This is a genomic window from Micromonospora sp. NPDC006766 (assembly GCF_040636055.1).
Taxonomy (GTDB): Bacteria; Actinomycetota; Actinomycetes; order Mycobacteriales; family Micromonosporaceae; genus Micromonospora.
In genome coordinates this window covers 125,194-151,278 of sequence record NZ_JBEYIX010000009.1, presented here as the reverse complement: position 1 = coordinate 151,278, position 26,085 = coordinate 125,194, and the positions used below count along the sequence as shown (strand labels likewise).

Here is a 26,085-nt window from a genome sequence, read left to right as displayed (position 1 = left end):
GCGCGGTCCGCGCGGGATTCAAGGAGTACGCCATGAGCAAGCCCACGCCCATCTCTGGATTCCCCGAGTGGAACCCGTCGCAGCGCATGATCGAGCAGTTCGTGCTGGATCGGATCCGCGCCACCTTCGAGCTGTACGGCTTCTCCCCCCTGGAGACCCGCGCGGTCGAGCCCCTCGACCAGCTGCTGCGCAAGGGGGAGACCTCGAAGGAGGTCTACGTGCTGCGCCGGCTGCAGGCCGACCCGGAGGGCGCGACCGGCGACGACGCGCTCGGCCTGCACTTCGACCTGACCGTGCCGTTCGCCCGGTACGTGCTGGAGAACGCCGGCAAGCTGCAGTTCCCGTTCCGCCGCTACCAGATCCAAAAGGTGTGGCGGGGCGAGCGGCCGCAGGAGGGGCGCTACCGCGAGTTCCTGCAGGCCGACATCGACATCGTCGACCGGGACACCCTGCCGGCCCACTACGAGGCGGAGATGCCCCTGGTCATCGGCGACGCGCTGCGCTCGCTGCCGATCCCGCCGGTGCGTATCCAGGTCAACAACCGCAAGATCTGCGAGGGCTTCTACCGGGGCGTCGGGTTGACCGAGCCGGAGGCGGCGCTGCGCGCGGTCGACAAGCTCGACAAGATCGGCCCGGCGAAGGTGGCCGAGCTGCTGGCCGAGACGGCCGGGGCGAGTGAGGCACAGGCCAAGGCCGTGCTGGCCCTCGCGGAGATCTCCGCGCCGGACGCGTCCTTCGCCGACGCGGTCCGCGCGCTCGGGGTGAGCGACCCGTTGCTTGACGAGGGCATCGCGGAGCTGGTCGCGGTGGTGGAGACCGCCGCCGCCCACTCGCCCGGCCTCTGCGTCGCCGACCTGCGGATCGCCCGGGGCCTGGATTACTACACCGGCACGGTGTACGAGACGCAGATGATCGGCTACGAGCGGTTCGGCTCGGTCTGCTCCGGCGGGCGCTATGACAACCTGGCCAGCTCGGGCAACGTCCGCTTCCCGGGCGTGGGCATCTCCATCGGGGTGACCCGTCTGCTCGGCCTGCTCTTCGGCGCCGACGCGCTGTCGGTGTCCCGCAGCGTGCCGACCTGCGTGCTGGTCGCGGTCACCACCGAGGAGGAGCGGCCGGCCAGCAACCGGGTCGCCGAGGCCCTGCGCTCCCGGGGCATCCCGACCGAGGTGTCGCCGAGCGCGGCCAAGTTCGGCAAGCAGATCCGCTACGCCGAGCGCCGCGGCATCCCGTACGTCTGGTTCTCCGGGGCTGAGGGCGACGAGGTGAAGGACATCCGCTCGGGCGAGCAGGTGCCCGCCGCGGCGGGCGAGTGGACCCCGCCCCGGGCGGACCTGAAGCCGCTGGTGGGTCCCGCGACTGGCGCGTGAGAAGGATTCGACCTACGGTGGCGTAACTTACGCCATCGTAGGGAGAAACCGCGTGACCGTGCTCAGCCAGACCGCCCTGCTCCACGAACTCGAACCCGTGGTCGAGAAGAACCTCGACCGGCACCTCTCGCTGGCGAAGGAGTGGTTCCCGCACGAGTACGTGCCGTGGAGCGAGGGCCGGACCTTCGACGGTCCGCTCGGCGGCGAGGCGTGGTCCCCGCAGGATTCGACGCTGCCCGAGGTGGCCCGCACCGCGCTGATCGTCAACCTGCTCACCGAGGACAACCTGCCCTCGTACCACCACGAGATCGCCACCCTGTTCGGCCGGGACGGCGCGTGGGGCACCTGGGTGCACCGGTGGACCGCCGAGGAAGGCCGGCACGGCACCGCCATCCGCGACTACCTGACGGTGACTCGGGCGGTCGACCCGGTGGCGCTGGAACGGGCCCGGATGATCCACATGTCGGCGGGCTACGCCAACACGCACGGCGACGAGGTGCTGCATTCCCTGGCGTACGTGTCGTTCCAGGAGCTGGCGACCCGCATCTCGCACCGCAACACCGGCCGGGCCACCGGCGATCCGGTCTGCGAGGGGCTGCTGGCCCGGGTGGCGGCCGACGAGAACCTGCACATGGTCTTCTACCGCAACCTGCTCGGCGCGGCCTTCGAACTAGCCCCGAGCCAGGCCATGCGCGCGGTCGCTGACGTGCTGGCCGACTTCCAGATGCCCGGCGTCGGCATCGACGGTTTCGCCCGCAAGTCGGTGGCCATCGCCCTGGCCGGCATCTACGACCTGCGTCAGCACCGTGACGACGTGGTCGTACCGGTGCTGCGCCAGTGGGACGTCTTCGAGGTGACCGGTCTGAACGCCGACGGCGAGGCCGCCCGCGACCAGATCGCCGCCCACCTGAACACCCTGAACATCCAGGCGTCCCGCTTCGAAGACAAACGCGCCGCCCGCGCCGCCCGCCTCGCCGCCGCCCCCGCCCCCCTGCTGCCCTGATCATGGAGTTGTGGCCGGAGTCAAAAGTGGATGAAAGCCGCATGTCGGGCGCCACAACTCCATGATCGCCGAACCCCGGGTGCTTGCGAGGGATCTTAAATATGTGAATACTTTGATGACCTGGTCGGTTTTTCAGGCCGGTCGGGTTGTCCTTGGGCGCGTCCGTGTGACGGCGCCCGTCGCCCCCTCCTTGGAGGTTGTTACATGCGACCCACGAGGTCCCCGCTCCGCCGTGCCATGGCCATCGCCGTGGCCGGTGCCCTGGTCACGGGCTCGCTCCTCGGCGCACCCGCCCAGGCGGCCCCGGCCACGGCCGCGTCCCCCGACGCCGCCGCCACCCTCGTCGCCAAGCTCGGCGACCGCGCCGCCGGCACGTACGCCGACGCCAGCGGCAAGATGGTCATCGCGGTGACCGACGACGCGGCCGCGCGGCAGGTCCGCGCCGCCGGCGCCACCCCGAAGCTCGTCACCCGGGGCGCCAACAAGCTCAATGCGGCCACCGCCGAGCTGGAGCGGTCCGCCAAGATCCCGGGCACCGCCTGGTGGGTCGACCCGGCCACCAACCAGGTCGTGGTCTCCGTCGACAGCACCGTCACCGGCGCCAAGCTGGAGCGGGTCAAGGCCGCCGCCGCCCGCACCGGCGGCACGGTCCGGATCGAGGCCGAGTCCGGCGTGCTGAGCACCCGGCTCTCCGGCGGCCAGGCCATCTACGCCGGCGGCGGCGGGCGCTGCTCGCTCGGCTTCAACGTGCGCAGCAGCTCCGGCGTCTACTACTTCCTCACCGCCGGGCACTGCACCAACATCGCGGCGAACTGGTACAGCAACTCGGGGCAGACCTCACTGCTCGGCACTCGCGCCGGCAGCACCTTCCCGGGCCGGGACTACGGCATCGTGAAGTACAGCAACCAGAGCAGCGCCCCGCCGAGCAACGTCTACCTGTACAACAACAGCTACCAGAAGATCAGCAGCGCCGGCAGCGCGTACGTCGGCCAGACCGTCAACCGCTCCGGCAGCACCACCGGTGTGCGCAGCGGCTCGGTCACCGCGCTCAACGCCACGGTCAACTACGCCGAGGGCAGCGTCTCCGGCCTGATCCGCACCACCGTCTGCGCGGAGCCGGGCGACAGCGGCGGCTCGCTCTACTCGGGCAGCACCGCGCTCGGCATGACCTCGGGCGGCAGCGGCAACTGCTCCAGCGGCGGCACCACCTACTTCCAGCCGGTCACCGCGGCGCTGAGCGCCTACGGCGTGAGCATCTACTGATCGATTCCCCGCGAGCGGGCCGCCGGGCAACCGGCGGCCCGCTCTCCGCGTTTCCGGACCGGCCCCGCAGGGCGGCAAAGGGGGCTGCTGCGTGCCGCGGACCGCGCCCGGTGGGCGGTGCTGACAGAATGCGGGGAAGCAGACGTGTACCGCAGGTGAGGAGCAGCGACTGGTGGTTGCTTCCTTTCTAGGGCTGTCGACGGTTGTGCGTAGCGTGTATCGGATCGATATGCGCAGGGTGCTGCAGCCGGGCTTCGACGCCGACCGGCGGGAAGAACATCAATCGGCGTCTCGCCGCGTCAACCAAGGGGGTCACCGCCGAGGCGCTGAAGAACGTGTCGGTGCGCAGAGGTTCTGCGCACGTTCCCGTCAACGCTGCCTACACCTCACAAACCTGTCACCGCTGCGGTCGGTTCGGCCGCCGTAGCGGGGACCGGTTTGACTGCACTTCGTGCGGGGTGGTGTGGCAGGCCGACGTGAACGCCGCGATCAACATCCTGTATCGAGCCGGCGACCCCGACATCGCCCTGCACACCCCACACCATGTGGTGAAGCAGATCCTGCAGGATAGGATCGATCGCCGCCGGACCAGACTGCCGGTCCAGGACTCCAGCCCGGCAACAGTCGAGCGGAAAGCGAAACATCCGAATCGCTCAACAACGAGCAACTAGTAGGAAGCAGACGCAAGCCGTGATCCGTACTCACAATGCCGGAAGCCTGCGCGCGACGGACGCCGGCACCACGGTGACGCTCGCCGGGTGGGTGGCCCGCCGGCGCGACCACGGCGGTGTCATCTTCGTCGACCTGCGCGACGGCTCCGGTGTGGTCCAGGTGGTCTTCCGCGAGGAGGACGCGCACGCGCTGCGCAACGAGTTCTGCGTGAAGGTCACCGGCGAAGTGACCCGCCGCCCCGAGGGCAACGAGAACCCGGACCTGCCCACCGGCGAGGTCGAGGTCACCGCGAGCGTGCTGGAGGTGCTCTCCGAGGCGGCGCCGCTGCCGCTGCCGGTGGACGACCAGATCGAGGCCGGTGACGACATCCGGCTCAAGTACCGCTACCTGGACCTGCGCCGCAGCGGCCCGGCGAAGGCGATCCGGCTGCGCTCGCGGGCCAACCAGCTCGCCCGCACCGTGCTCAACGAGCGGGACTTCCTGGAGATCGAGACGCCCACCCTGACCCGCTCCACTCCGGAGGGCGCCCGCGACTTCCTGGTCCCGGTCCGGCTCCAGCCGGGCAGCTGGTACGCCCTGCCGCAGTCGCCGCAGCTGTTCAAGCAACTGCTGATGGTCGGCGGCATGGAGCGCTATTACCAGATCGCCCGCTGCTACCGCGACGAGGACTTCCGCGCCGACCGTCAGCCGGAGTTCACCCAGCTCGACATCGAGATGTCCTTCGTCACCGAGGACGACGTCATCGAGCTCGGCGAGGCCATCGTCTCGACGCTCTGGTCCGACCTGGCCGGCCACGAGATCTCCCGGCCGATCCCGCGGATCACCTGGCACGACGCCATGTCGCGGTACGGCTCCGACAAGCCCGACCTGCGCTACGGCGTCGAGCTGACCGAGCTGACCGACTACCTGCGTGGCACCGAGTTCCGGGTGTTCGCCGGCGCGATCGGCGCGGGCGGCTACGTCGGCGCGGTCGTCATGCCGGGCGGCGCGGCGCAGAGCCGCAAGGAGCTGGACGGCTGGCAGGACTGGGCCAAGGCGCGCGGCGCGAAGGGCCTGGCGTACGTGGTGCTCGACGCGGAGACCGGCGAGGCGCGCGGCCCGGTGGCCAAGAACCTCTCCGAGGCGCACCTGGCCGGGCTGGCCGACGCGGTCGGCGCCAAGCCGGGCGACGCGATCTTCTTCGCCGCCAGCACCAACACCCGGGAGGCGCAGGAGTTGCTCGGCGCCGCCCGGATCGAGATCGCCAAGCGGGCCAAGCTGATCGACGAGAGCGCCTGGGCGTTCTGCTGGGTGGTCGACGCGCCGATGTTCGAGCGCACCGACGAGGGCGGCTGGACGGCCGTGCACCACCCGTTCACCTCGCCGAACGACGAGTGGGTGGACCGGTTCGAGGAGGCCCCGGACCGGGCCCTGGCCTACGCGTACGACATCGTCTGCAACGGCAACGAGATCGGCGGCGGTTCCATCCGTATCCACCGGGGCGACGTGCAGCAGCGGGTGTTCGAGCTGCTCGGTATCACCCCGGAGGAGGCGCAGGACAAGTTCGGCTTCCTGCTGGAGGCGTTCAAGTACGGCCCGCCGCCGCACGGCGGCATCGCCTTCGGCTGGGACCGGATCTGCATGCTGCTCGCCGGCGCGGACTCGATCCGTGAGGTCATCGCCTTCCCGAAGACCCGGGGCGGCTTCGACCCCCTGACCGGTGCCCCGACGCCGATCACCGCGCAGCAGCGCGCCGAGGCCGGCGTAGACGCCAAGCCGAAGCCCCCCGCAGCCCCGCACACCGGCACCGCCGGCACCGCCGCCCCCGTCGCCGACCCCACCTGATCCGCCTGATCCGCAGCCCTCTCGTCGATCATGAGGTTGGCGGGCACCCGCCCCGGCGGGCCGCCCCGCTAACCTCATGATCGACGCATGAGAGGTGGGTGGGTGGGGTGACGCTGCTTGTGGTGGGGGGTAGCGGGTTTCTGGGTGGGGAGGTCTGCCGGCAGGCCGTGGCGGCCGGCCGGCGGGTGGTCGGGACCTACCACTCGGCCGCCGTCGCGGTGCCGGGGGTGGCCGCCCGCCGGCTCGACGTCACCGACCGCGCCGCCGTGCGCGCGCTGCTGACCCGGGTACGCCCCGACGCCGTCGTCGCCACCCCCTACCGGTACGACGACTGGGCGGTCACCGCCGACGGGGCGGCGCATGTCGCGTACGCCGCTGCCGAGGTGGGGGCGCGGCTGGTGCACCTGTCCAGCGACGCCCTGCATGCCGGGCGGCCGGCGCCCTATCTGGACGACGAGGCGCCCACCCCGGTCTATCCGTACGGGGCGGCGAAGGCGGCGGCGGAGACCGCGGTGCGGGCGATCGACCCGGGCGCGGTGCTGGTGCGCACCTCGCTCATCGTGGGGGAGGGCAGCAAGCAGATCCAGCTTTGCCGAGACGCGCTCGCTGGCCGGGCGAGCCTGTTTACCGACGAGGTCCGCTGCCCGATCGACGTGTCCGATCTGGCCGCCGCCGTGCTCGAACTCGTGCCGTCGGACTGTGCCGGTCCGCTCAACGTGGCCGGGCCGGAGGCGGTCAGCCGCGCCGAGCTGGGTCTCCTGGTCGCCCGGCGGCTCGGCGTCGACCCGGTCGGGCTGAAGACGACGACCGCCGTCGCCGCCGGTGTGTGCCGTCCGGACGAGGTACGCCTCGACTCCTCCCGCGCCGCCGGCCTGCTGCGTACCCGGCTGCGCGGCGTCACCGAACTCCTCATCGCCTGAGCATCGCCGCTTCGCTGGCGAATCCATGCACACTTCCTATGCATAACTCTTGTGCACAGAAAGTGTGCACAGGTATTGTGCGTCTATGGGAGACGACAAGAAGCCGACGTCACGTCAGGTCCGGCTCGACCATCGGCAGGTGCGGGTGCTGGCGCATCCACTGCGGATCCGCCTGCTCGGTGCGCTGCGGGTGAAGGGTCCGGCCACAGCCACGGCCCTCGCCGAACTGCTCGGCACCAACACCGGGGCGACCAGCTACCACCTGCGCCAGCTCGCCGAGGTCGGGCTGGTCGTGGAAGATCCCAACCTGGGCACCGGCCGGCAGCGGTTCTGGCGAGCCGCGCACGACGTCACCAACTGGGAGACGACCGACTTCGACGACGACCCGGACGCCCGCGCCGCCATCGAGTGGATCGAGGGCGACCAGGTGCGGCACTTCGCCGAACACGCCGAGCGGTGGTTCGCCCTCCGCCACGAGTGGTCACCGGCCTGGCGGGACGTGTTCGGTATGGGCGACTTCTTCATGACGATCCCGTCGGCGCGGCTGGCGTCGCTCAAGGTCGAGGTGGAGCAGCTCCTCAAGCGCTACCGCGACGAAGCCGACCCCGGCGAGCCCGGCGCGGAGCAGGTGCAGGTCTATTTCGCCGCCCTGCCGATGCTGACCGACCTGCGGCTCACCACCCCACCGTCGGAGGAGGAGCGATGAGCACGCTGTCCGTACGCCAGGTCCGGTTCCGTTACCTCACCCTCTACGGCCTGCGCTGGCTGCCCACCGGCCTGATGGTTCCGGTGATGATCCTGCTGATGCAGGAGCGCGGCCTCACGCTGTCCCAGATCGGTCTGGTCGCCACCGCGCAGGGGCTGGTCGTGCTCGCGCTGGAGTTGCCCGCCGGTGGTCTCGCCGACGCGCTCGGCCGCAAGCCAGCTCTCGGCGTCGCCTGGGTGATCGGCCTGATCTCGCTGATCATCTTCGCGGTGGCCGACTCGTTCTGGCTCTTCTTCCTGGTCTGGGCGTTGCAGGGCGTCTACCGGGCGCTCGACAGCGGCCCCCTGGAATCCTGGTACGTCGACGCCACCCTCGCCGCCGACCCGCACGCTGATTACGAGCGCGGCCTCGGACAGGCCGGCACCGTCAGCGGCCTCGCCATCGGCGTCGGCGCGCTGCTCGGCGGCGGCCTGGTCGCGCTCGGCCCGGTCGGGCCGGTCAGCGCGCTGACCCTGCCCGTGCTGGTGGCCATCGTCCTGTACGGCGTCTCGCTGCTCGCGCTGCTGGTGCTGCTGGTGGAGACCCGCCCGGCCCGAGGCGCGGCGGCGCTCCGCGCCTCGCTGGCCGAGGTGCCCCGGATGGCCGGGCAGGCGATCGGCCTGCTGCGCCGCTCCCGGGTGCTGCTCGCCCTGGTCGCCGTCGAGCTGTTCTGGGGCTTCGGCATGGTCACCTTCGAGTCGCTGCTGCCGATCCGGCTGTCCGAGGTGGTCGGCGGCGCCGACCGCGCGGCGGCGCTGCTCGGCCCCGCCGGCTCGGCGGCCTGGCTGGCCAACGCGGCCGGCGCCGCGCTCACCCCGTTCCTGCTGCGCCGGTTGGGCGCCGCGCCCGCCGCCGCGCTGCTGCGGGTGCTCCAGGGTGTGACCGTGGTCGGGATGGGCCTGCTCGCCGGCCCGGCCGGGGTGCTCGTCGCCTACCTGGCCTGCTACACCGTGCACGGCGCGTCCAACCCGCTGCACAATGCGCTGCTGCATCGGCAGGTCGACGGGCCGTACCGGACCAGCGTCATGTCGCTCAACTCGATGGTGGGCCTGCCGGCGGGCGCGCTCGGCGCGGTGGTGCTGACCGCCCTGGCCGACCGCACCAGCGTCAGCCTCGCCATGCTGGTCGGCGCGGTGATGCTCGCGCTGGCCGCGCCGCTCTATCTGCCGGCCTGGCGCGCCGGCCGGGCCGCCGTGCCCGTCCCAGCGGCCGTCGGTCAGCCGGTCGGCTCGGCAGGGGCGGCGGATGCGCACGCCGCCGTGCCGGCCGACCTGGACAATGTCCCGGCCCGGGCTCGCTGAGGGCGGCGATGGTTAAGAGGGGTCCCCTGCTTTGCGTCATGCGTTAGCAGGGGGCCCTTCCTCTGTCAACCGAGGTGGACCGAGGTGCGGGGTTCGGTGTTGATGTAGCCGAGCCGGCGATAGAGCCGGATCGCCCCGAGGTTCTCGGTGTAGACGCCGAGCGCCACGTGGTCGTACCGGGCGAAGAGGGCGCGGGTCATCCCGGCGGTGAGCGCCGCGCCGAGGCCTTGCCCGCGCCGGTCGATCGCCACGGTGAGGCCGGCGAGGAAGCCGATGTCGCCCCGGCTGCGGTCCGCCCCGCAGGCGACCAGGCGGTCGCCGTCCCGGATGCCGTACCAGTCGACGATGCGTGGGTCGCCGGGGCGGGAGGTGGTGCTGGGAAAGGAGCCCTCGACCAGCGCGGCCAGGGCCGGGTGATCGGCCTCGGTGAGACGCACCACGCGCTCCTGCTCCGGCTGCGGGGGCGGCGGCGTGGTGGTCCAGAGAAAGTCCCACTCGTCCAGCCGCGCCACGGTCAGCCGGCCGGCCACCTCCTCGGGCGCCGCGCGGGGCAGGTGCAGCCACTGCCCGGCGTGCAGCGTCCCGTCCGCGACCAGGCCGGCGAAGACGTCCAGCGCCGGCCCGGCCGCCCCGAGCGCCCCGCCGGCCGGTCCCTGCTCCGGCGGGAGCAACCAGCCCACCGCGCCGTCGCGCCGCCACCCGCGCGCCTCGTGGTCCCGCCAGAGGGCGTGCCGGGCGTACGGGTGGTGACCGGCGGCGGCGAGCAGGGCGTCCCGACCCGACAGAACCTGGTCGGCAGTGATCATGCCGCCAGCCTAGCTAGTTGCGCCGGCCTGGCTTGGTGCACCTGCAGGTCGGTGATGGTGTAGACGGTTTCGGTGGTGAACCGTCTCGGCTGGTCGAGGCGGCGTCTGCGGCGGCGGATCTTCTGGCGGCCGTGGCCGCGGTCAGTGTCGCGTGCGGCGTCTGGGACGGCCCGCCAGGGTAGACCGGTGAGTTGGGCGTGCAGGCTGGGTTGCGTGCCGCGCTGCGCGTGCACTGAGCGCCCAGGTGAGCAGACCGGCTACGGCGAATGTGGCGCCGAGCAGAGCCGAGCCCGCCCAGCCGGCAGTGCTGTAGCGGGCGGTGGTGGAGGCGGCTCCGAGGGCGGAGCCGAGGGAGTAGAAGACCATGTATGCGCCGATGGTTGTGGAGACGCGGTCGGCGTGCACGGTGGTGAGGATGTGCTGGCTGCTGACGTGGACAGCCTGGACGGCGAAGTCAAGCAGGATCACGCCGAGGACCAGCAGCAGCAGTGACCAGGGCAACTGTCCGATCGCGGCCCACGAGGCGAGCAGGATCGCAAGCGCGATACCGGTGACCCGGTTCGCGTTCCCGGCGTCTGCCCAGCGCCCTGCGCGGGCCGCGCTGAAGGCTCCGGCGAGTCCGGCGATGCCGAACAGCCCGATCTGCGTCTCGCTGAGATGCCACGGCACCCCGGACAGCGGCAACGCCATGCCGCTCCACAGCGTCCCAAAAGAGGCGAACAGGAAGAACGCGATTAGGCCACGGCTGAGGAACACCGGCTCGACGAACAAGCCTACGAAGGCACGCAGCAGGTTCCCGTACCGAGATGCCCCGGATCGGACATCGGCGGGCAGTAGCCGAAGCGAGAGCAGTCCGAGGCTCGCGGCCAGGACTGCCAGGAGGAGGTAGATGCTGCGCCACCCCCATACATCAGCGAGCAGCCCAGCGAGAATGCGGGAGCCGAGGATCCCGATCACCACCCCCGAGGTCACGATCCCAAGGTTGCGGCCACGCTCAGACGGCCCGGACAGTGCCGTCGCGTAGGCGACCGTCGTCTGCACCACCACGGCGAAGACACCCGCGACCGCGAGCCCGCAGAACGCGACCCAGGCGGACGGCGCGACCGCAGCCGCCGTTAGGCCCCCTGCGAGCAATAGGAGGTGAAGCGCGATCAAGCGCCTCCGATCACGCAGATCGCCTAACGGAACCAGCAACACCAGACCCGCCAGGTAGCCGAGCTGCCCGACCGCGACGAACCACCCCACCGCTTTTGCGGGCACTCCCAGGTCTTGTCCCATCTGACCGAGCACCGGTTGGCCCGCGTACACGCTCGCCACCGCGACCCCGCAGATCACGGCCAGCAGCAGCCTCGTACGCCCCGTCACATCCGCCACCTCACTCGGTTGCAGTTTGCTACTGACCGAACGGTAGGGCAGAATGGTTGCAATCCGCAACTCAATGGGGGTGTGACGGTGGACCAGGCGAGCAAGGGCATGGCGTGGACAGACCCGAACTGCCCGGTCGCGCGAGCGGCCGACATGGTCGGTGACCGGTGGAGTCTGCTCATCATTAGGGACGCGATGGACGGCGCCCACTCCTTCACCGACTTCCAGCAGCGCACCAGCATCGCCCGCAACATCCTCACCGACCGTCTCCGCAAGCTCATCGCGTACGGCCTGCTCATCCAGGTCGACGCCCCATCCGGCCGGCGCAAGCTGTATGAGCTCACCGATGCAGGCAGAGACCTTTTCGCGGTGATCGTCACGCTGCGACAGTGGGGCGAACGTCACACCTTCGGGGACAACGAGCCCCACTCGACCCTCCTCGACCGAGAAGGTCGACCTCTGCCGCGAGTGCTGCCCGTCGACATTGACGGGGCGGCGGTCAGCGTCGACTCCACACGCGTGCAGAAGGTGTCGAGGTGATCCACGCCGTCCGGCCGACCTGGCGGGACGCGGCCGGCGGCGAGCCGCGGCTCGCGTACCACCTGGCCGCCGTCGCGGACGACCAACTGGTGGGCCTGGGCGCGCTGACCGTGACGAGCCCGGCGCACCGGCGCGGAGAGGTCGGCTACGTGGTCCACCCGGACCGTTGGGGGAAGGGTCTCGGCAACGACCGGTAGCGCCGCCCGGACCGGGGGAGCGTTCCACGGTGGAGATTGCCGAGCAGGCCGATCGGGTACAGCTCTCGGCAACCTGCTGGGACCCCGCACCGGAGGAACGACATGCTCGCACTTCTCGCCGCCATCGTGTTCGGCTTCGCGCTGCTGCTCGACTTCCTGAACACCAACCTCGGCGCCCCCGACCTGTTCAACGTGCACACCCTCATGCTCATCGGCTTCCTGCTGCTCTCCCTGCACCTGGCCGGGTTCGGCAGCCGGGGCCGCTGGCACCGGGGTCGGCGTTAAAGCCGTGGCTGACCGGAACGGATCATCCCGGGCCGGGCCAGCAGCGTGATTCCAGCGGCGTCGGCCCGGCCCGGTACTGTTCTCGTGATGCAGTCCGACGCTCTCTTCACCCTCGGCGAACCCGCCGGAGCGCCCAGCGCCCCCGCAGGTTCCGCCGTCGTGGACGGGTTCACCACCGTACGCGCGGACTCGCCGCTGCCCGTCCGGATGCGTCCGGCGAGCATCGACGAGCTCGTCGGGCAGGACCATCTGCTCGCCCCGGGCGCGCCGTTGCGCCAGCTGGTCGGGGGCGCGGCGCCGATGTCGGTGATCCTCTGGGGGCCGCCCGGCAGCGGGAAGACCACCATCGCCCACCTGGTGGCCCAGGCCACCGACCGCCGCTTCGTCGCGATGTCCGCGCTGACCGCCGGCGTGAAGGACGTCCGCGCGGTGATCGACACCGCCCGCCGGCAGCGGCGAGCCGGCGGTCCGCCGACCGTGCTCTTCATCGACGAGGTGCACCGGTTCAGCAAGACCCAGCAGGACTCGCTGCTCGCCGCGGTGGAGGACCGAACGGTCACCCTGCTCGCGGCAACCACCGAGAACCCGTACTTCTCGGTCATCTCGCCGCTGCTGTCCCGCTGTGTGCTGCTCACCCTCCAGCCGCTGAACGACGACGCCGTGCGCGGCCTGCTGCGCCGCGCGGTCGCCGACGAGCGCGGGCTGGGCAGCGCGTTGATCCTGGAGACCGGGGCGGAGGACCACCTCGTCCGCCTCGCCGGCGGCGACGTACGCAAGGCGCTGACCGCCCTGGAGGCGGCTGCCGCCACCGCCACCGCGCTCGGCACCGGGCGGATCGACCTGGCCACCGCCGAGCAGGCCGTCGACGTCGCCGCCGTTCGGTACGACCGGGACGGCGACGCCCACTACGACGTGATCAGCGCGTTCATCAAGAGCATGCGGGGCTCGGACGTGGACGCGGCGTTGCACTGGCTGGCCCGGATGCTGGTGGCCGGCGAGGACGCCCGGTTCATCGCCCGGCGTCTGGTCATCTTCGCCAGCGAGGACGTCGGCATGGCCGACCCCACCGCGCTCACCGTCGCCACCGCCGCCGCGCACGCCGTCGAGTACGTCGGGCTGCCCGAGGCCCAGCTCAACCTGGCCCAGGCGGTGATCCACCTGGCCACCGCCCCGAAGTCCAACTCGGCCACCACGGCGATCGGCGCCGCCGTCGCCGACGTGCGCGCCGGTCGGGGCGGGCCGGTGCCGCGAACGCTGCGCGACGCCCACTATTCCGGTGCCCGTGGCCTCGGGCACGGCGCCGGTTACCGCTACCCCCACGACGACCATCGTGGCGTGGTCACCCAGCAGTACGCTCCGGACGATCTCGTCGGGACCGACTACTACCAACCAAGCGGGCACGGCGCGGAGCGGGCGGTGGCCGGCCGGTTGCCGCTGCTGCGGCGGATCGTCCGCGGGCTGCCGGCACCGGCTGCCCGTCCGGAGCCCGCCGCACCGGCCGCGCCCGCCGGACGCCCCGCCGGCGTCGAGCTGAGCAACGGGGCGAGCGAGGACGGCAGCGACGCCGTCGGGGAGGGTCAGCAGTGATGGCGCGTGGTCCGGAGCGGCCGGAGGACGGCCCCGACGAGCGGCGCGACCGGAGCGCCAAGGGCCGCCGGTGGGGGCGGGGTCGGGCCGACGCCGAGCCGGAGGAGGCGACCGCCGGCGAGGAGTTCGGCTGGATCGACGACCTGCGTACGGCAAAGCAGCAGCGTACCGACCTCGGCCCGGGCGGCGACGGTCCTGCCGCCGCGCCGCCCCCCGCGGTTGCCGGGCCGCGCCTCGACCCGTCCACCGCCGAGCCGCCGCGCGGCCCACGCCCCGGCGTGATGCCGCCGTCCGCCCAGTCCGGGCCGTCCGCCCAGTCCGGGCCGTCCGCCCGGCGTGGCCCGGCCGATGCCGGGCCGGCGGCACCTCCGGTACGTCCCGGCAAGCCTGACTCGACGGCGGCCCGCCGCCGGCCGGTCGACGGGCCCTGGCCCGGTACGCCCGAGCCGCCCCGGCATCCCGCCGAGCCGTCCCGACCGCCGCGCCGCGGCCCGGAGGCACCCACCGGGCAGTCGGCACCGCTGGCGCCGGGCACCGGCGGACCGACCGATCCGGCTGGCCGACCGACCTTGCCGTCCGATGCCGCCCCGGGCCGTGCCCGGGCTGGTCAGGTGCCCGGCCCCGGCTGGCAGCCGCCGGGTCCCGTCGGGCCGCCCGACGGGCCGCCGACGCCCCGTGGCCGGCCCGCTGGAGCAGCTGCCCCCGAGCCCCGGCGTCGCCGCGGTGCTGCGGAACATGACCCCTCCGCCGCCGGCCCGTCCCCGATGGACGCTCCCACCGCACCAGGCGGTCGACGCCGTGCCGGCGAGCCCGATCGGCCGGTGGCGGTGCCCCGCAGCGGGAACGCCCCGCCGATCCCGGATGCCCCGTCCGGCGCGTCCTCCGGTGGTCCGGGGCAGGGTCCGGGCACGCCGACGGCTCGCCGCGCCGCGCCCGCCGCCCCGGCCGATGAGCCGACCGCGTCCGGTCGCCGTGTCGCCCAGGAGCCGCCGGGCACACGACGGTCGGCCGGTGAGGCGCCGCCGAGCCCGCGCCGCGTGGCCCGCGAGGCCACCGACGCGCGGTCCCAGCGCCCCGAGCGTCCGGTCGACTGGCTCCCGCAGGCCGGTCGTACCCACCACAGCGACGCCCTGCCGGTGATCCGCCCCACCGGTTCCCCGGTCGGCGAGCCGACGGCCGGTCGAGCGGGCGTACCTGCCGGGCCCGAGGCTGTCTCGCCCGGTCGAGCGAGTGTCCCCGCGGGGCCCGACCGCGCCCCGGCCGGTCGGGGCGGTGCCGCCGTGCCGCCGGTGAAGCCCGACCAGTCCGGTCCCGCCCGGGGTGCCGGGCGTCCCCCTGGCACGTCTGGCCGCTCCGCCGGGCCCGACCCGGCTCGCACGGGAGGCTTCCCCGTCGGGAGTGATCCGGCCCGGGCCGGCGGCCTACCCACCGGCGGCGACGCCGGCCATGACCCGTCGAACCGGGCCGGGCACACGGGTCCCGGCCAGCCGGGCCGGCCCGGTCCGGTCGCCCGGGCAGCCGCCTCCGTGGCCCGTCCGGAGAGCTCTGACGAACGGCCGACCGGCCGGGTGGTCCCACCGGGCGCGGAGCCGGGCCGGCCCGCACCGATCGGCGCGGCCGTCGTACCCCCGCCGGGGCGGCCCGCCGAGCCGGCGGTGGCCCGGGCCGCCGTGGTCGCACCGCTGGAACCGGCCGCGCCGCGACCCGGCCCGGCCGACGGGGCCGGACCAGCGCTGCGACCGGCCGAGGCGAAGTCGGCGTCGGCCGGCGGCACGGCCGGTGCCCTGCGCGGCGCCCGCTCTGAGCTGCGGCGGCAGATGCGCGAGCGACGGCGGCTGCGGCTGGGCATCCTCGCCCTGGTCAGCGTGGTGCTACTCGGCGCGGTCCCGCTCTTTTTCGGGCTGCGCGCCCTCAGCCACGACCCGGTTTTCGACACCCTCGACGGGCTGAGGGTGCCCGCCTGGGCGGCGGTGACGACCGTCGACAACGTCAGCGGCAACCGCTGGTGCTTCCGTGAATGCCGGCTGCGGGAGCGGACCGTCGAGTCGCAGCGGGCGCCGAAGGAGACCGCGCGGGCGTACGAGCAGGCGCTGGCCGGGGATGGCTGGCGGCGTTGGAAGAACAGCCGCTGCCCGGAGCGGCCGGTCGAGGGCAGCTTCACCTGCTGGCGTCGGGACGAGCTCACCCTCGAACTCTGGGTACGCGAACCCGTCTGCACGCCGCCGCCGATCGACGGGTCGCCGGCACCATCGCCGGCCCCGTCGCCCGCAGCGGAGAAGTGCACCGGGTCGTTGGTGTCGGTGAAGGTTCGCAACGCGATCGACGACGAGCGGACCGGGCCACAGCCGACCAAGGATCCGTCCCTCACCGGTGTGGATCCCTTCCCGACCTTCGCCGACGACCCACTCGACGAATCGGCACCCTCACCGTCGTGAGCAGGTCTCCATCACGGACGGTAGGGTCTGGGGCTGGCGGGTTCGGCGGTGCGGTAGGTCGCGGTGGGACCGGCTGAGGCGGAGTGGGCAGGACGGTCGCGCGTCCCGGGGCGTCGGCTCCCGGGACCTTGTCGAGGAGGACAGGCGTGGAAATTTTGGAGGTCGCGGCGCTGGTCGCGGCAATCGCGTTCGCGATGCTCGTGTTGATCCTGACGCTGCCTATCCTGCGGCTGCGACACACCGTCGACGCCGCCACCCGGATGATCAACGACCTCAACGACCGCGCCGCGCCGCTGCTCGGCGATGTCAACACCACGGTGAGGAACGTCAACACCGCGCTGGAGCAGGCGCAGACCACCCTCGACGGGGTCAACCTGCAGCTCGCCAAGGTGGACACCATGACCACCCATGCGCAGAACGTCACCGCCAACGTCGCCAACCTCACCGCCGTGGTCTCCGCCGCCGCCGCGAACCCGCTGGTCAAGGTGGCCGCCTTCGGCTACGGCGTACGCCGGGCCGCCGCCGCCCGCCGCAACGCGGACCAGGAGCGGGAGGCACGCGACATCATCAAGCAGCGGCGCCGCGCTGATAAGCGCGCCAACCGGTGAACCGGCTCGCGGGGAGGATGTGACATGAAACGCGTGTTCTGGCTTGGCATCGGGCTGGCCGTGGGCGTGCTGGTGGTCCGCAAGGCCACCCGGGCCGCGCAGGCGTACACGCCGGCCGGCATCGCCAGCGGCCTGTCCGAATCCGCCGGCAGCCTCGTCGAGTCGGTCCGCGGCTTCGTCGAGGACGTCCGGACCGGCATGGCCGAGCGCGAGCAGGAGATCCACGAGGCTTTCGCCCGCGGCGAGATGTACGACGACCAGTTCGCCGAGCTGCGGGAGGACCCGCGGATCGGCGACCGAGAGATTTTCCCGGAGGAACACCAGCGATGAAGACGGCGGAGATCAAGCGGCGGTACCTCGCCCACTTCGAGGCGAACGGCCATGCCGTGGTGCCGTCCGCTCCGCTGCCCGCCATCAGCGACCCGAACCTGCTGTTCGTCAACGCCGGCATGGTGCAGTTCGTCCCCTACTTCCTGGGCCAGCAGACCCCGCCGTTCCAGCGCGCGGTCAGCGTCCAGAAGTGCATCCGCACCCCGGACATCGACGAGGTCGGCAAGACCAGCCGGCACGGCACGTTCTTCCAGATGAACGGCAACTTCTCCTTCGGCGACTACTTCAAGGAGGGGGCGATCCCGCTCGCCTGGGACCTGGTCACCAAGCCGGTCGGGGCAGGCGGGTTCGGGCTCGACCCGGAGCGGATCTGGCCGACCGTCTACCTGGACGACGACGAGGCGTACGAGATCTGGCGGTCGGTCGGCGTGCCGGCCGAGCGGATCGTGCGCCGGGGCAAGGCGGACAACTTCTGGTCGATGGGCATTCCCGGCCCGTGCGGCCCGTGCTCGGAACTGTTCTACGACCGGGGGCCGGAGTACGGCCGCGAGGGCGGACCGGCGGTCGACGAGGACCGCTACATGGAGTTCTGGAACCTCGTCTTCATGCAGTTCGAGCGTGGTCCGGGCATCGGCAAGGAGAACTTCCCGATCCTCGGCGACCTGCCGGCGAAGAACATCGACACCGGCATGGGCCTGGAGCGGATGGCCTCGATCCTGCAGGGCGTCGACAACCTCTACGAGATCGACGAGGTGCGGCCGATCCTGGACCGGGCCGCCGAGCTGACCGGCAAGCGGTACGGCGCGCACTCCGGCCACGCGGCCAGCGAGTCGCACCCGGACGATGTCCGGCTGCGGGTGATCGCCGACCACGTGCGCACCGCGCTGATGCTGATCGGCGACGGGGTGACCCCGTCCAACGAGGGGCGCGGCTACGTGCTGCGCCGGATCATGCGCCGGGCCATCCGCGCGGTCCGCCTGCTGGGCTACCAGGACCGGGCGCTGCCCGAGCTGCTGCCGGTGGCCCGCGACTGCATGGCCCCGTCGTACCCGGAGCTGGCCGAGGAGTTCGGCCGGATCTCCCAGTACGCGTACGCGGAGGAGGACGCGTTCCTCGCCACGCTGCGGGCGGGCACCACGATTCTGGACACCGCGATCGCCGAGACCAAGTCGGCGGGGCAGGCCTCGATCTCCGGCGACAAGGCGTTCCAGCTGCACGACACGTACGGCTTCCCGATCGACCTGACCCTGGAGATCGCGGCCGAGCAGGGCCTACAGGTCGACGCGGAGGGCTTCCGCCGGCTGATGGCCGACCAGCGCAGCCGGGCCAAGGCGGACGCGCAGGCGCGCAAGACCGGCCACACGGACGTGTCCGCGTACCGGTCGGTGCTCGACGGCGGCGGGCCGGTGGAGTTCACCGGCTACACCGAGCTGAGCCGCGAGTCCCGGGTCCGCGCGCTGCTCGCCGGCGGCGCCCAGGTCGGCGCGGCGGTCGAGGGGGACACGATCGAGCTGGTGCTCGACACCACCCCGTTCTACGCCGAGGGTGGCGGCCAGCAGCCGGACCAGGGTTTGATCACGGTCGGCGGCGGTCAGCTCGAGGTCTTCGACGTGCAGCAGCCGGTGCCGGGGTTGATCGTGCACCGGGCCAAGGTGGTCCGGGGCGAGGTGCGCGCCGGCGATTCCGGGTACGCCGAGATTGACGTGTCCCGCCGGCGGGCGATCTCCCGCTCGCACACCGCCACCCACCTGGTGCACCAGACCATGCGTAACTTCCTCGGCGAGTCGGCCACCCAGGCGGGTTCGCTGAACGCGCCGGGCCGGCTGCGGTTCGACTTCAACACTCCGACCGGGGTGGCGCCGAGCGTGCTGCACGACGTGGAGCAGCAGGTCAACGAGGTGCTCTTGGCCGACATGGAGGTGCACGCCTTCATCACCACCCAGGAGGAGGCCCGCCGGATCGGTGCGATGGCGCTGTTCGGCGAGAAGTACGGCGAGCGGGTGCGGGTCGTCGAGGTCGGCGACTACGCCCGGGAGCTGTGCGGCGGCACGCACGTGGCCCGCTCGGCCCAGCTCGGCCTGGTCAAGATCCTCTCCGAGGCGTCGGTCGGCTCCGGTGTCCGCCGGATCGAGGCCCTGGTGGGCATGGACGCGTTCGGCTTCCTGGCCCGCGAGCACCTGCTGGTCTCCCGGCTCGCCGAGCTGTTCCGGGTGCCCGGCGAGCAGGTCGCCGACCGGGTGGAGCAGACCGTCACCCAGCTCCGCGACGCGGAGAAGGAACTGGAGAAGCTCCGCGCCCAGCTGGTGCTGGGCGGGGCGGCGGCGCTCGCCGGGCAGGCGAAGGACGTGCGGGGCGTCGCGTACGTCGGCACTGAGGCGCCCGAGGGTGCGGCCACCAACGACGTGCGGACCCTGGCTCAGGAGATCCGCGGCCGAATCGACCCGGCCCGGCCGGCGGTGGTGGCGGTGGCCGCCCGCGCGAACGGCAAGGCGTCCCTGGTGGTGGCGGTCAACCAGGCCGCCCGGGGGCGGGGCCTGACCGCGAAGGACCTGGTGAAGGCGGCCTTCTCCGGCCGGGGCGGCGGCAGCGACGACCTGGCCCAGGGCGGTGGCCTGCCCGCGGTGGAGGCACCGAACCTGCTGGTCACCGTGGAAAAGGCGATCGCCGAGGCGTGATGGACGCACCGATCGACGCCAGGGCGGACCGGATGGTCCGCCCTGGCCCGTACCGGCGGAAAGGTGCCCGGTGATGGCGGAACTGTCCCGTGGGGTCCGGCTCGGGGTTGATGTCGGGCAGGTCCGGGTGGGTGTCGCCCGGTCCGATCCGCACGGCATCCTGGCAACCCCGCTGCTCACCCTCGCCCGGGACCTGACGGCGGCCCCGGACGCGGTGCCGAGCGACATGGCCGCGCTCGCCGCGCTGGCCGCCGAGCACGAGGCGGTCGAGATCGTGGTCGGCCTGCCGGTCAACCTCGCCGGGAAGCACGGCCCGGCGGCGGCGAACGTCTCGGTGTACGCTGCCCGACTGGCCGAGGTGCTGGTGGCGATTCCGGTGACGCTGACGGACGAGAGGATGTCGACGGTGGTCGCGACCCGTAGGCTGGCCGAACGGGGCGTCCGGGGGAAGCGCCAACGGGCGGTGGTCGACCAGGCCGCCGCGGTGGAGATTCTGCAGAGCTGGCTGGACGCGCAGCGGAGGCGGACGCAATGATCGACGACCTTGATCTGGGGTTTGACGAGCCGGAGAGGGGGGAGAAGGGCCGGCATCGGCGCAGCGCGGTGCGTAAGCGCAACGGCGAAGGCGGCGGCCGGGGCAAGACCATCTTCGCCTTCCTGATGGTGTTCGTGCTGCTCGGCGCCATCGGCGGTGGGGCGTACGTCGGGTTCGACCGGATCAGCGGCTACTTCGTCACCCCGGACTACCCGGGCCCGGGCTCGGGCGAGGTGCTGGTGCAGGTGAAGAAGGGCGACACGCTCACCGACATCGGCAACACCCTCTATGACGCCGGGGTCGTGAAGAGCACCAAGGCGTTCATCGAGGCCGCCGACGCAAACCCCCACGGCACGGAGATCCAGGTCGCCAGCTACAAGCTTCGCAAGGAGATGAAGGCCGCCGACGCGGTGACCATGCTGCTCGACCCGAAGAACCGGGTGATCAACGGGGTGACCATCCCCGAGGGCACGATCAGCCTGAACGTCTACGCGATCCTCGCCAAGGAGACCAAGATCCCGGTCGCCGACTTCAAGAACGCCGCGAAGGACCCGGCCAAGCTGGGCGTGCCGGATTACTGGTTCAAGCGCGACGACGGCAAGAAGGGCCCGAAGAGCATCGAGGGCTTCCTCTATCCGGCCACGTACGAGATTCCGCCGAAGGCCACCGCCGAGCAGATCCTGAAGATGATGGTGCAGAAGTTCCTCGCAGTCACCGAGGAGATGGACTTCGCCAACCGGGTGCAGAAGGAGCGGAAGATCTCCCCGTACGAGGCGTTGATCACCGCCTCCATCGCCGAGGCCGAGGCGGTCGACCCGAAGGATCTGCCCAAGGTCTCCCGGGTGATCTACAACCGGGTCTACGCCGGCAAGATCAGCTGCAACTGCCTCGGCATCGACAGTGGCATCAACTACTGGCTGCGCCTGCAGGGCAAGGACCCGAAGGACTCGGACGAGCTGCTAGCGGCCGAGATCGACGACTTGAAAAACCCGTACAACACGCACAGGGTGGCCGGCCTGCCGATCACCCCGATCAGCAATCCGGGCGAGGCCGCGATCAAGGGCGCGATGGAGCCGGAGGACGGTCCCTGGATCTACTTCATGACGGTCGACAAGAAGGGCAAGATGGGCTACGGCTCCAACGACGCCGACTTCAACAAGCTGAACAAGCAGATGTGCGACAACGGCGTCCTGACCGGGACGAACTGCAAGTGAAAGCCGCCGTCGTCGGCAAGCCCATCGCCCACTCGCTCTCCCCCGTGATCCATGAGGCGGGCTACGCGGCGGCCGGTTTGAGCGGGTGGTCGTACACCCGGATCGAGTGCGCGGCCGACGAGCTGGCCGGCCTGGTCGCCGGCCTGGGCCCGGAGTGGGCCGGCCTGTCGGTGACCATGCCGGGCAAGGAGGCGGCGCTCGCGGTGGCCGACGAGGTCTCGCCGGTCGCCGCCGCCGTCGGTGCCGCCAACACTCTGGTACGCCGACCCGACGGCACCTGGTACGCCGACAACACCGACGTCACCGGCATGGTCGACGTGCTCACCGCTGCCGGCTGCGCGACGGGCGCCGTGGTGACCGTGCTCGGGGCGGGCGGCACCGCCCGGGCCGCCCTCGCGGCGGCGGCCCGGATCGGCGCGGCCGAGGTGACCGTGGTGGCCCGCCGGCCCGAGGCGGTCGACGAGCTGCGTCCGGTGGCCGCCGCCGTCGGCGTGCCCCTCGCGGGTGCCGACTGGGACGGGGCACCGGCGCACGCCCGCGCCGACCTGGTGATCTCCACGGTGCCGAAGGGGGTCGCCGACCCGCTCGCCGCGCACTTCGACTGGCGGCCCGGCACGGTCTTCTTCGACGTCGTCTACGACCCCTGGCCCACCCCGCTCGCGGCGACGGCGCTCGCCGCCGGCTGCCGGGTGGTCTCCGGGCTGGACCTGCTGCTGGCCCAGGCGGTCGACCAGTTCGCGCAGTTCACCGGGATTCCCGCGTCGGTCGACGCGATGCGCGCGGCGCTGGCCGCGACGCGCGTCTAGGCGGCGACCGGCTCGGCCGGCCCGGTGGTGAACCTGGAGGTTCCCTGCCGGGGAAACCCCTCCGTTCCCGCCGGTTCTGTGGAGTTTGCGTCCGGACCGAGACAGCCGGGCCCGGCCGACAGCAGATAGCTCTCCCGGCAGCCGGAGCTTTCCGGTCCGTCCGCAGGGCGGGACGCGGCGGGCGGCGCATCGGGGCGGGCACCGGGCGTGACAGACTTGCCGCTGTGTTGCGCTGGCTGACTGCAGGTGAATCGCACGGACCCGCCCTCGTCGCGTTGCTGGAGGGGGTGCCCGCCGGGATCGAGCTGACCACCGGGGAGATCTCCGGCGAGCTGGCCCGGCGTCGGCTCGGCTATGGCCGGGGTGCCCGGATGTCGTTCGAGCAGGACGAGGTCGAGATCATCGGCGGCCTGCGGCACGGCGTCACGATCGGCAGCCCGGTGGCGATCCGGGTCGGCAACTCCGAGTGGCCCAAGTGGCAGACGGTCATGGCCGCCGACCCGGTCGACCCGGAGGAGCTAGCCAGCCAGGCCCGCAACGCCCCGCTCACCCGCCCCCGCCCCGGCCACGCCGACCTGGCCGGCATGCAGAAGTACGGCCACACCGACGCCCGCCCGATCCTGGAGCGGGCCAGCGCCCGGGAGACCGCCGCCCGGGTCGCCGTCGGCACGGTCGCCAAGGCCCTGGTACGCCAGGCGCTCGGCGTCGAGATCGTCTCCCACGTGGTGGAGCTGGGCCCGGTCGCCGTCAAGCCCGGCCTGCGCCCGACCCCCGAGGACGCCGCCCGGATCGACGCCGACCCGCTGCGCTGCCTCGACCCGGAGGCCAGCGCCCGGATGGTCGCCGAGGTCGACGCCGCGAAGAAGGCCGCCGACACCCTCGGCGGCGTGGTCGAGGTGCTCGCGTACGGGGTGCCGCCGGGCCTGGGCAGCCACGTGCAGTGGGACCGGAAGCTGGACGCCCGGCTGGCCACCGCGCTGATGTCGATTCAGGCCATCAAGGGCGTGGAGATCGGCGACGGCTGGCAGCAGGCGCGCTCGCGCGGCTCGGAGGCGCACGACGAGATCCTGCCCACCGCCACCGGCGTACGCCGGGTCACCGACCGGGCCGGGGGCCTGGAGGGCGGCATCACCACCGGCGAGCCGCTGCGGGTGAAGGCCGCGATGAAGCCGATCTCCTCGTTGAACCGGGCGCTGTCCACGGTCGACGTGACGACCGGGGAGCCGGCCACCGCGATCAACCAGCGCTCCGACGTGTGCGCCGTGCCGGCCGCGGCGGTGGTGGCCGAGGCGATGGTGGCGCTCGTGCTGGCCGAGGCGGCGGTGGAGAAGTTCGGCGGCGACTCGATCGCCGAGATGCGGCGTAACCTCGCCGGCTACCTCGACGCGCTGGTGATCAAATGAGGCCGGTCTGCGTGTTGGTCGGGGCGCCCGGCTCGGGTAAGACCACGGTGGGGGAGGCCCTCGCGGACGCGCTCGGCGTGACGTTCCGCGACACCGACGCCGACATCGAGCAGCTCGCCGGCAAGCCGATCCCGGAGATCTTCATCGACGAGGGGGAGGCCCACTTCCGTAACCTCGAACGGGCGGCGGTGGCGACGGCGCTGGCCTCGCACCCGGGGGTGCTCGCCCTCGGCGGCGGCGCGGTCCTCGCCGAGGAAACCCGTGCCGCGCTGATCGGGCACACCGTCGTGCACCTGTCGGTGGAGCTGCCCGACGCGGTGAAGCGGGTCGGTCTCGGGGCCGGCCGGCCGCTGCTGGCGCTCAACCCGCGCGCCACCCTCAAGCACCTGATGGAGCAGCGCCGCCCCCTCTACGCGGAGGTGGCGACCGCGACCGTGGTGACCGACGGGCGCACCCCGGAGGAGATCGCCGCCGAGCTCGCCGCGCTGCTCGCGACGGACGGACAGGCCGCCCGGTGACGGACGAGGTAACCCGGATTCCGGTCGGCGGCGAGCAGCCGTACGACGTGCTGGTGGGGCGTGACCTGCTCGACGCGCTGCCCCCGCTGCTGCCCGGGGCCGCCCGGGTGGCGGTGCTGCATGCGGCCCCGATGAAGGCCCTCGCAGACGCGCTCGGCGAGCGGCTGCGCGCGGCCGGGCTGGCTCCGCTGCCGATCGAGGTGCCGGACGCCGAGGCGGGCAAGCACGTCGACGTGGCCGCCGCCTGCTGGGACCGACTCGGCGAGGCCGGGTTCACCCGTACCGACGCGGTGGTCGGCGTGGGCGGCGGGGCGGTCACCGACCTGGCCGGTTTCGTCGCGGCCTGCTGGCTGCGCGGGGTGCGCTGGGTGCCGGTGGCGACCTCCCTGCTCGGCATGGTCGACGCCGCCGTCGGCGGCAAGACCGGGATCAACACCGCGGCCGGCAAGAATTTGGTCGGCGCCTTCCACCCGCCGGTGGGGGTCCTCTGCGATCTCGCCGCGCTGGATGGCCTGCCCCCGGTCGACCTGGCCGCCGGCCTGGCCGAGGTGGTCAAGTGCGGCTTCATCGCCGACCCGGTGATCCTCGACCTGGTCGAGCGGGACCCGGCCGCCGCGCTCGACCCGACCGGGCCGGTGACCCGCGAGCTGATCGAGCGGGCCGTGCGGGTCAAGGCGGACGTGGTCTCCGGTGACCTCCGCGAGTCCGGGGTACGCGAGGTGCTCAACTACGGGCACACCCTGGCCCACGCGATCGAGAAGGTGGAGGGCTACCGCTGGCGGCACGGCCACGCCGTGGCCGTCGGCCTGGTCTACGCCGCCGCCCTGGCCCGGCTCGCCGGCCGGCTGGACGCGGCCACCGCCGAGCGGCACCGCGCCGTGCTGACCCTGCTCGGCCTGCCCACCAGCTATCGGGCCGACGCCTGGTCGCGCCTGCTGGCCACCATGCGGGTGGACAAGAAAGCCCGGGGGAACACGCTGCGCTTCGTGGTGCTGGACGGGCTGGCCCGCCCGGCGATCCTGGAGGGCCCCTCCGACGATCTGTTGCGCTCCGCCTACCGGGAGGTCTCCGGGTGAGGGTTTATGTGCTCAACGGGCCGAACCTGGGGCGGCTCGGCACCCGTCAGGTCGACGTGTACGGGCTGGTCAGCTACGCCGACCTGGTGACCATGTGCGTGGAGACCGGTCGGGAGTTGGGGCTGGACGTGGTGGTCCGGCAGACCGACGCCGAGCACGAGCTGCTGGGCTGGCTGCACGACGCGGCGGACGAGGGGGCGGCGGTGGTGCTCAACCCGGCCGCCTGGTCGCACTACTCGATCGCGGTCCGGGACGCCTGCGCGTTGCTCCGGGCCCCGCTGGTCGAGGTGCACATCTCCAACATCCACGCCCGGGAGGAGTTCCGGCACCACTCGGTGGTCTCCGCGGTGGCGACCGGGGTGATCTGTGGCCTGGGCGTGGACGGCTACCGGCTGGCCCTGCGCCACCTCGCCACCCGGCTGACCGCGCAGGCGTGACCCTCGTCGCGCCCGGTTCCGTCGCTCTCCGTGTTCGCGGCCTTCGTTACGCTGAGTTATCGGCATCTGCGAGGTGTGGGAAAGCCTCTGCCTGCCTTTGCTCTGCAGCCATCCACGCAGCACCCCGCTGAGCTGGGCCTTGGTGAATTTCGTCGGCGAGGTGATCGCTT

The 26,085-nt window shown here is 72.5% G+C and carries 25 protein-coding genes; 23 read left to right on the top strand and 2 right to left on the bottom strand.

Annotated features, from left to right (window positions below; genetic code table 11):
• Positions 1 to 32 precede the first annotated feature (32 nt).
• From hisS to ABZ671_RS12575, 8 genes are all read left to right on the top strand, one after another.
• Positions 33 to 1,370: a histidine--tRNA ligase gene (gene hisS, locus ABZ671_RS12610; RefSeq protein ID WP_357855714.1), complete on the top strand. Its 1,338-nt coding sequence runs from the start codon at positions 33 to 35 to the stop codon at positions 1,368 to 1,370.
• A 52-nt stretch (positions 1,371 to 1,422) separates the two neighbouring features.
• Entirely contained in the window at positions 1,423 to 2,373 is a 951-nt protein-coding gene (locus ABZ671_RS12605; protein ID WP_357855711.1) for an acyl-ACP desaturase, read from the top strand.
• 204 nt (positions 2,374 to 2,577) lie between these two features.
• A complete protein-coding gene (locus ABZ671_RS12600) occupies positions 2,578 to 3,636 on the top strand; it encodes a S1 family peptidase (RefSeq protein ID WP_357855708.1) in 1,059 nt (352 codons plus the stop codon).
• 203 nt (positions 3,637 to 3,839) lie between these two features.
• Positions 3,840 to 4,307, top strand: a complete 468-nt coding sequence (locus tag ABZ671_RS12595; RefSeq protein ID WP_357855706.1) for a zinc ribbon domain-containing protein — start codon at positions 3,840 to 3,842, stop codon at positions 4,305 to 4,307.
• A 19-nt stretch (positions 4,308 to 4,326) separates the two neighbouring features.
• Positions 4,327 to 6,132, top strand: coding sequence for an aspartate--tRNA ligase (gene aspS / locus ABZ671_RS12590; RefSeq protein ID WP_357855703.1), 1,806 nt, complete (start codon positions 4,327 to 4,329; stop codon positions 6,130 to 6,132).
• A 107-nt stretch (positions 6,133 to 6,239) separates the two neighbouring features.
• Positions 6,240 to 7,052 (top strand): sugar nucleotide-binding protein, encoded by an 813-nt coding sequence (locus tag ABZ671_RS12585; RefSeq protein ID WP_357855700.1) that lies wholly within the window; start codon positions 6,240 to 6,242, stop codon positions 7,050 to 7,052.
• An 85-nt stretch (positions 7,053 to 7,137) separates the two neighbouring features.
• Positions 7,138 to 7,758 carry a helix-turn-helix domain-containing protein gene (locus ABZ671_RS12580; protein WP_357855697.1) on the top strand — a complete coding sequence of 207 codons (621 nt, stop codon included), beginning with the start codon at positions 7,138 to 7,140 and terminating at the stop codon, positions 7,756 to 7,758.
• Positions 7,755 to 9,098, top strand: a complete 1,344-nt coding sequence (locus ABZ671_RS12575; protein WP_357855694.1) for an MFS transporter — start codon at positions 7,755 to 7,757, stop codon at positions 9,096 to 9,098. The genes ABZ671_RS12580 and ABZ671_RS12575 overlap by 4 nt, the downstream gene beginning before the upstream one ends.
• Before the next feature lie 65 nt (positions 9,099 to 9,163).
• Here the strand turns inward: ABZ671_RS12575 and ABZ671_RS12570 are convergent, their stop codons facing one another.
• Positions 9,164 to 9,904, bottom strand: a complete 741-nt coding sequence (locus ABZ671_RS12570; RefSeq protein ID WP_357855691.1) for a GNAT family N-acetyltransferase — start codon at positions 9,902 to 9,904, stop codon at positions 9,164 to 9,166.
• 141 nt (positions 9,905 to 10,045) lie between these two features.
• Positions 10,046 to 11,278 carry an MFS transporter gene (locus ABZ671_RS12565; protein WP_357855688.1) on the bottom strand — a complete coding sequence of 411 codons (1,233 nt, stop codon included), beginning with the start codon at positions 11,276 to 11,278 and terminating at the stop codon, positions 10,046 to 10,048.
• A gap of 78 nt (positions 11,279 to 11,356) precedes the next feature.
• On the opposite strand from ABZ671_RS12565, the gene ABZ671_RS12560 reads away from it, so the two are divergent.
• From ABZ671_RS12560 to aroQ, 15 genes are all read left to right on the top strand, one after another.
• Positions 11,357 to 11,809 carry a helix-turn-helix domain-containing protein gene (locus tag ABZ671_RS12560; protein WP_357855684.1) on the top strand — a complete coding sequence of 151 codons (453 nt, stop codon included), beginning with the start codon at positions 11,357 to 11,359 and terminating at the stop codon, positions 11,807 to 11,809.
• Positions 11,806 to 12,006 carry a GNAT family N-acetyltransferase gene (locus tag ABZ671_RS12555; protein WP_357855681.1) on the top strand — a complete coding sequence of 67 codons (201 nt, stop codon included), beginning with the start codon at positions 11,806 to 11,808 and terminating at the stop codon, positions 12,004 to 12,006. The genes ABZ671_RS12560 and ABZ671_RS12555 overlap by 4 nt, the downstream gene beginning before the upstream one ends.
• A 102-nt stretch (positions 12,007 to 12,108) precedes the next feature.
• The gene (locus ABZ671_RS12550; RefSeq protein ID WP_357855678.1) at positions 12,109 to 12,291 is read left to right on the top strand and encodes a hypothetical protein; all 183 of its coding nucleotides are present in this window, start codon (positions 12,109 to 12,111) and stop codon (positions 12,289 to 12,291) included.
• An 87-nt stretch (positions 12,292 to 12,378) separates the two neighbouring features.
• Entirely contained in the window at positions 12,379 to 13,878 is a 1,500-nt protein-coding gene (locus tag ABZ671_RS12545; protein WP_357855675.1) for a replication-associated recombination protein A, read from the top strand.
• Between the two features lie 1,817 nt (positions 13,879 to 15,695).
• Positions 15,696 to 16,313, top strand: coding sequence for a hypothetical protein (locus ABZ671_RS12540; RefSeq protein ID WP_357855772.1), 618 nt, complete (start codon positions 15,696 to 15,698; stop codon positions 16,311 to 16,313).
• Between the two features lie 146 nt (positions 16,314 to 16,459).
• Positions 16,460 to 16,921, top strand: a complete 462-nt coding sequence (locus ABZ671_RS12535) for a DUF948 domain-containing protein (RefSeq protein WP_357855672.1) — start codon at positions 16,460 to 16,462, stop codon at positions 16,919 to 16,921.
• 24 nt (positions 16,922 to 16,945) lie between these two features.
• A complete protein-coding gene (locus tag ABZ671_RS12530) occupies positions 16,946 to 17,251 on the top strand; it encodes a DUF6167 family protein (RefSeq protein ID WP_357855669.1) in 306 nt (101 codons plus the stop codon).
• Positions 17,248 to 19,926: an alanine--tRNA ligase gene (gene alaS, locus ABZ671_RS12525; RefSeq protein ID WP_357855666.1), complete on the top strand. Its 2,679-nt coding sequence runs from the start codon at positions 17,248 to 17,250 to the stop codon at positions 19,924 to 19,926. The genes ABZ671_RS12530 and alaS overlap by 4 nt, the downstream gene beginning before the upstream one ends.
• Positions 19,927 to 19,999: 73 nt before the next feature.
• On the top strand, positions 20,000 to 20,461 hold the full coding sequence (gene ruvX, locus ABZ671_RS12520) for a Holliday junction resolvase RuvX (protein WP_357855663.1): 462 nt from the start codon (positions 20,000 to 20,002) through the stop codon (positions 20,459 to 20,461).
• Complete coding sequence (gene mltG / locus ABZ671_RS12515) at positions 20,458 to 21,675, top strand: endolytic transglycosylase MltG (RefSeq protein WP_357855660.1); 1,218 nt, start codon at positions 20,458 to 20,460, stop codon at positions 21,673 to 21,675. The genes ruvX and mltG overlap by 4 nt, the downstream gene beginning before the upstream one ends.
• Positions 21,672 to 22,481: a shikimate dehydrogenase gene (locus ABZ671_RS12510; RefSeq protein ID WP_357855657.1), complete on the top strand. Its 810-nt coding sequence runs from the start codon at positions 21,672 to 21,674 to the stop codon at positions 22,479 to 22,481. The genes mltG and ABZ671_RS12510 overlap by 4 nt, the downstream gene beginning before the upstream one ends.
• 224 nt (positions 22,482 to 22,705) lie before the next feature.
• Positions 22,706 to 23,884, top strand: coding sequence for a chorismate synthase (gene aroC / locus ABZ671_RS12505; RefSeq protein ID WP_357855654.1), 1,179 nt, complete (start codon positions 22,706 to 22,708; stop codon positions 23,882 to 23,884).
• Entirely contained in the window at positions 23,881 to 24,402 is a 522-nt protein-coding gene (locus ABZ671_RS12500; protein WP_357855651.1) for a shikimate kinase, read from the top strand. The genes aroC and ABZ671_RS12500 overlap by 4 nt, the downstream gene beginning before the upstream one ends.
• Positions 24,399 to 25,478 (top strand): 3-dehydroquinate synthase, encoded by a 1,080-nt coding sequence (aroB, locus tag ABZ671_RS12495; protein WP_357855648.1) that lies wholly within the window; start codon positions 24,399 to 24,401, stop codon positions 25,476 to 25,478. The genes ABZ671_RS12500 and aroB overlap by 4 nt, the downstream gene beginning before the upstream one ends.
• A complete protein-coding gene (gene aroQ, locus ABZ671_RS12490; RefSeq protein WP_357855644.1) occupies positions 25,475 to 25,915 on the top strand; it encodes a type II 3-dehydroquinate dehydratase in 441 nt (146 codons plus the stop codon). Before aroB ends, aroQ begins: the two co-directional genes overlap by 4 nt.
• Positions 25,916 to 26,085: the final 170 nt, after the last annotated feature.

Bases quoted from the DNA above. Each gene is read 5' to 3' on its own strand.
- hisS (WP_357855714.1), top strand. From the start codon at position 33: ATGAGCAAGCCCACGCCCATCTCTGGATTCCCCGAGTGGAACCCGTCG.
- ABZ671_RS12600 (WP_357855708.1), top strand. From the start codon at position 2,578: ATGCGACCCACGAGGTCCCCGCTCCGCCGTGCCATGGCCATCGCCGTG.
- ABZ671_RS12580 (WP_357855697.1), top strand. From the start codon at position 7,138: ATGGGAGACGACAAGAAGCCGACGTCACGTCAGGTCCGGCTCGACCAT.
- ABZ671_RS12575 (WP_357855694.1), top strand. From the start codon at position 7,755: ATGAGCACGCTGTCCGTACGCCAGGTCCGGTTCCGTTACCTCACCCTC.
- ABZ671_RS12570 (WP_357855691.1), bottom strand. From the start codon at position 9,904: ATGATCACTGCCGACCAGGTTCTGTCGGGTCGGGACGCCCTGCTCGCC.
- ABZ671_RS12550 (WP_357855678.1), top strand. From the start codon at position 12,109: ATGCTCGCACTTCTCGCCGCCATCGTGTTCGGCTTCGCGCTGCTGCTC.
- ABZ671_RS12545 (WP_357855675.1), top strand. From the start codon at position 12,379: ATGCAGTCCGACGCTCTCTTCACCCTCGGCGAACCCGCCGGAGCGCCC.
- ABZ671_RS12540 (WP_357855772.1), top strand. From the start codon at position 15,696: ATGCGCGAGCGACGGCGGCTGCGGCTGGGCATCCTCGCCCTGGTCAGC.
- ABZ671_RS12530 (WP_357855669.1), top strand. From the start codon at position 16,946: ATGAAACGCGTGTTCTGGCTTGGCATCGGGCTGGCCGTGGGCGTGCTG.
- alaS (WP_357855666.1), top strand. From the start codon at position 17,248: ATGAAGACGGCGGAGATCAAGCGGCGGTACCTCGCCCACTTCGAGGCG.
- ruvX (WP_357855663.1), top strand. From the start codon at position 20,000: ATGGCGGAACTGTCCCGTGGGGTCCGGCTCGGGGTTGATGTCGGGCAG.
- mltG (WP_357855660.1), top strand. From the start codon at position 20,458: ATGATCGACGACCTTGATCTGGGGTTTGACGAGCCGGAGAGGGGGGAG.
- ABZ671_RS12500 (WP_357855651.1), top strand. From the start codon at position 23,881: ATGAGGCCGGTCTGCGTGTTGGTCGGGGCGCCCGGCTCGGGTAAGACC.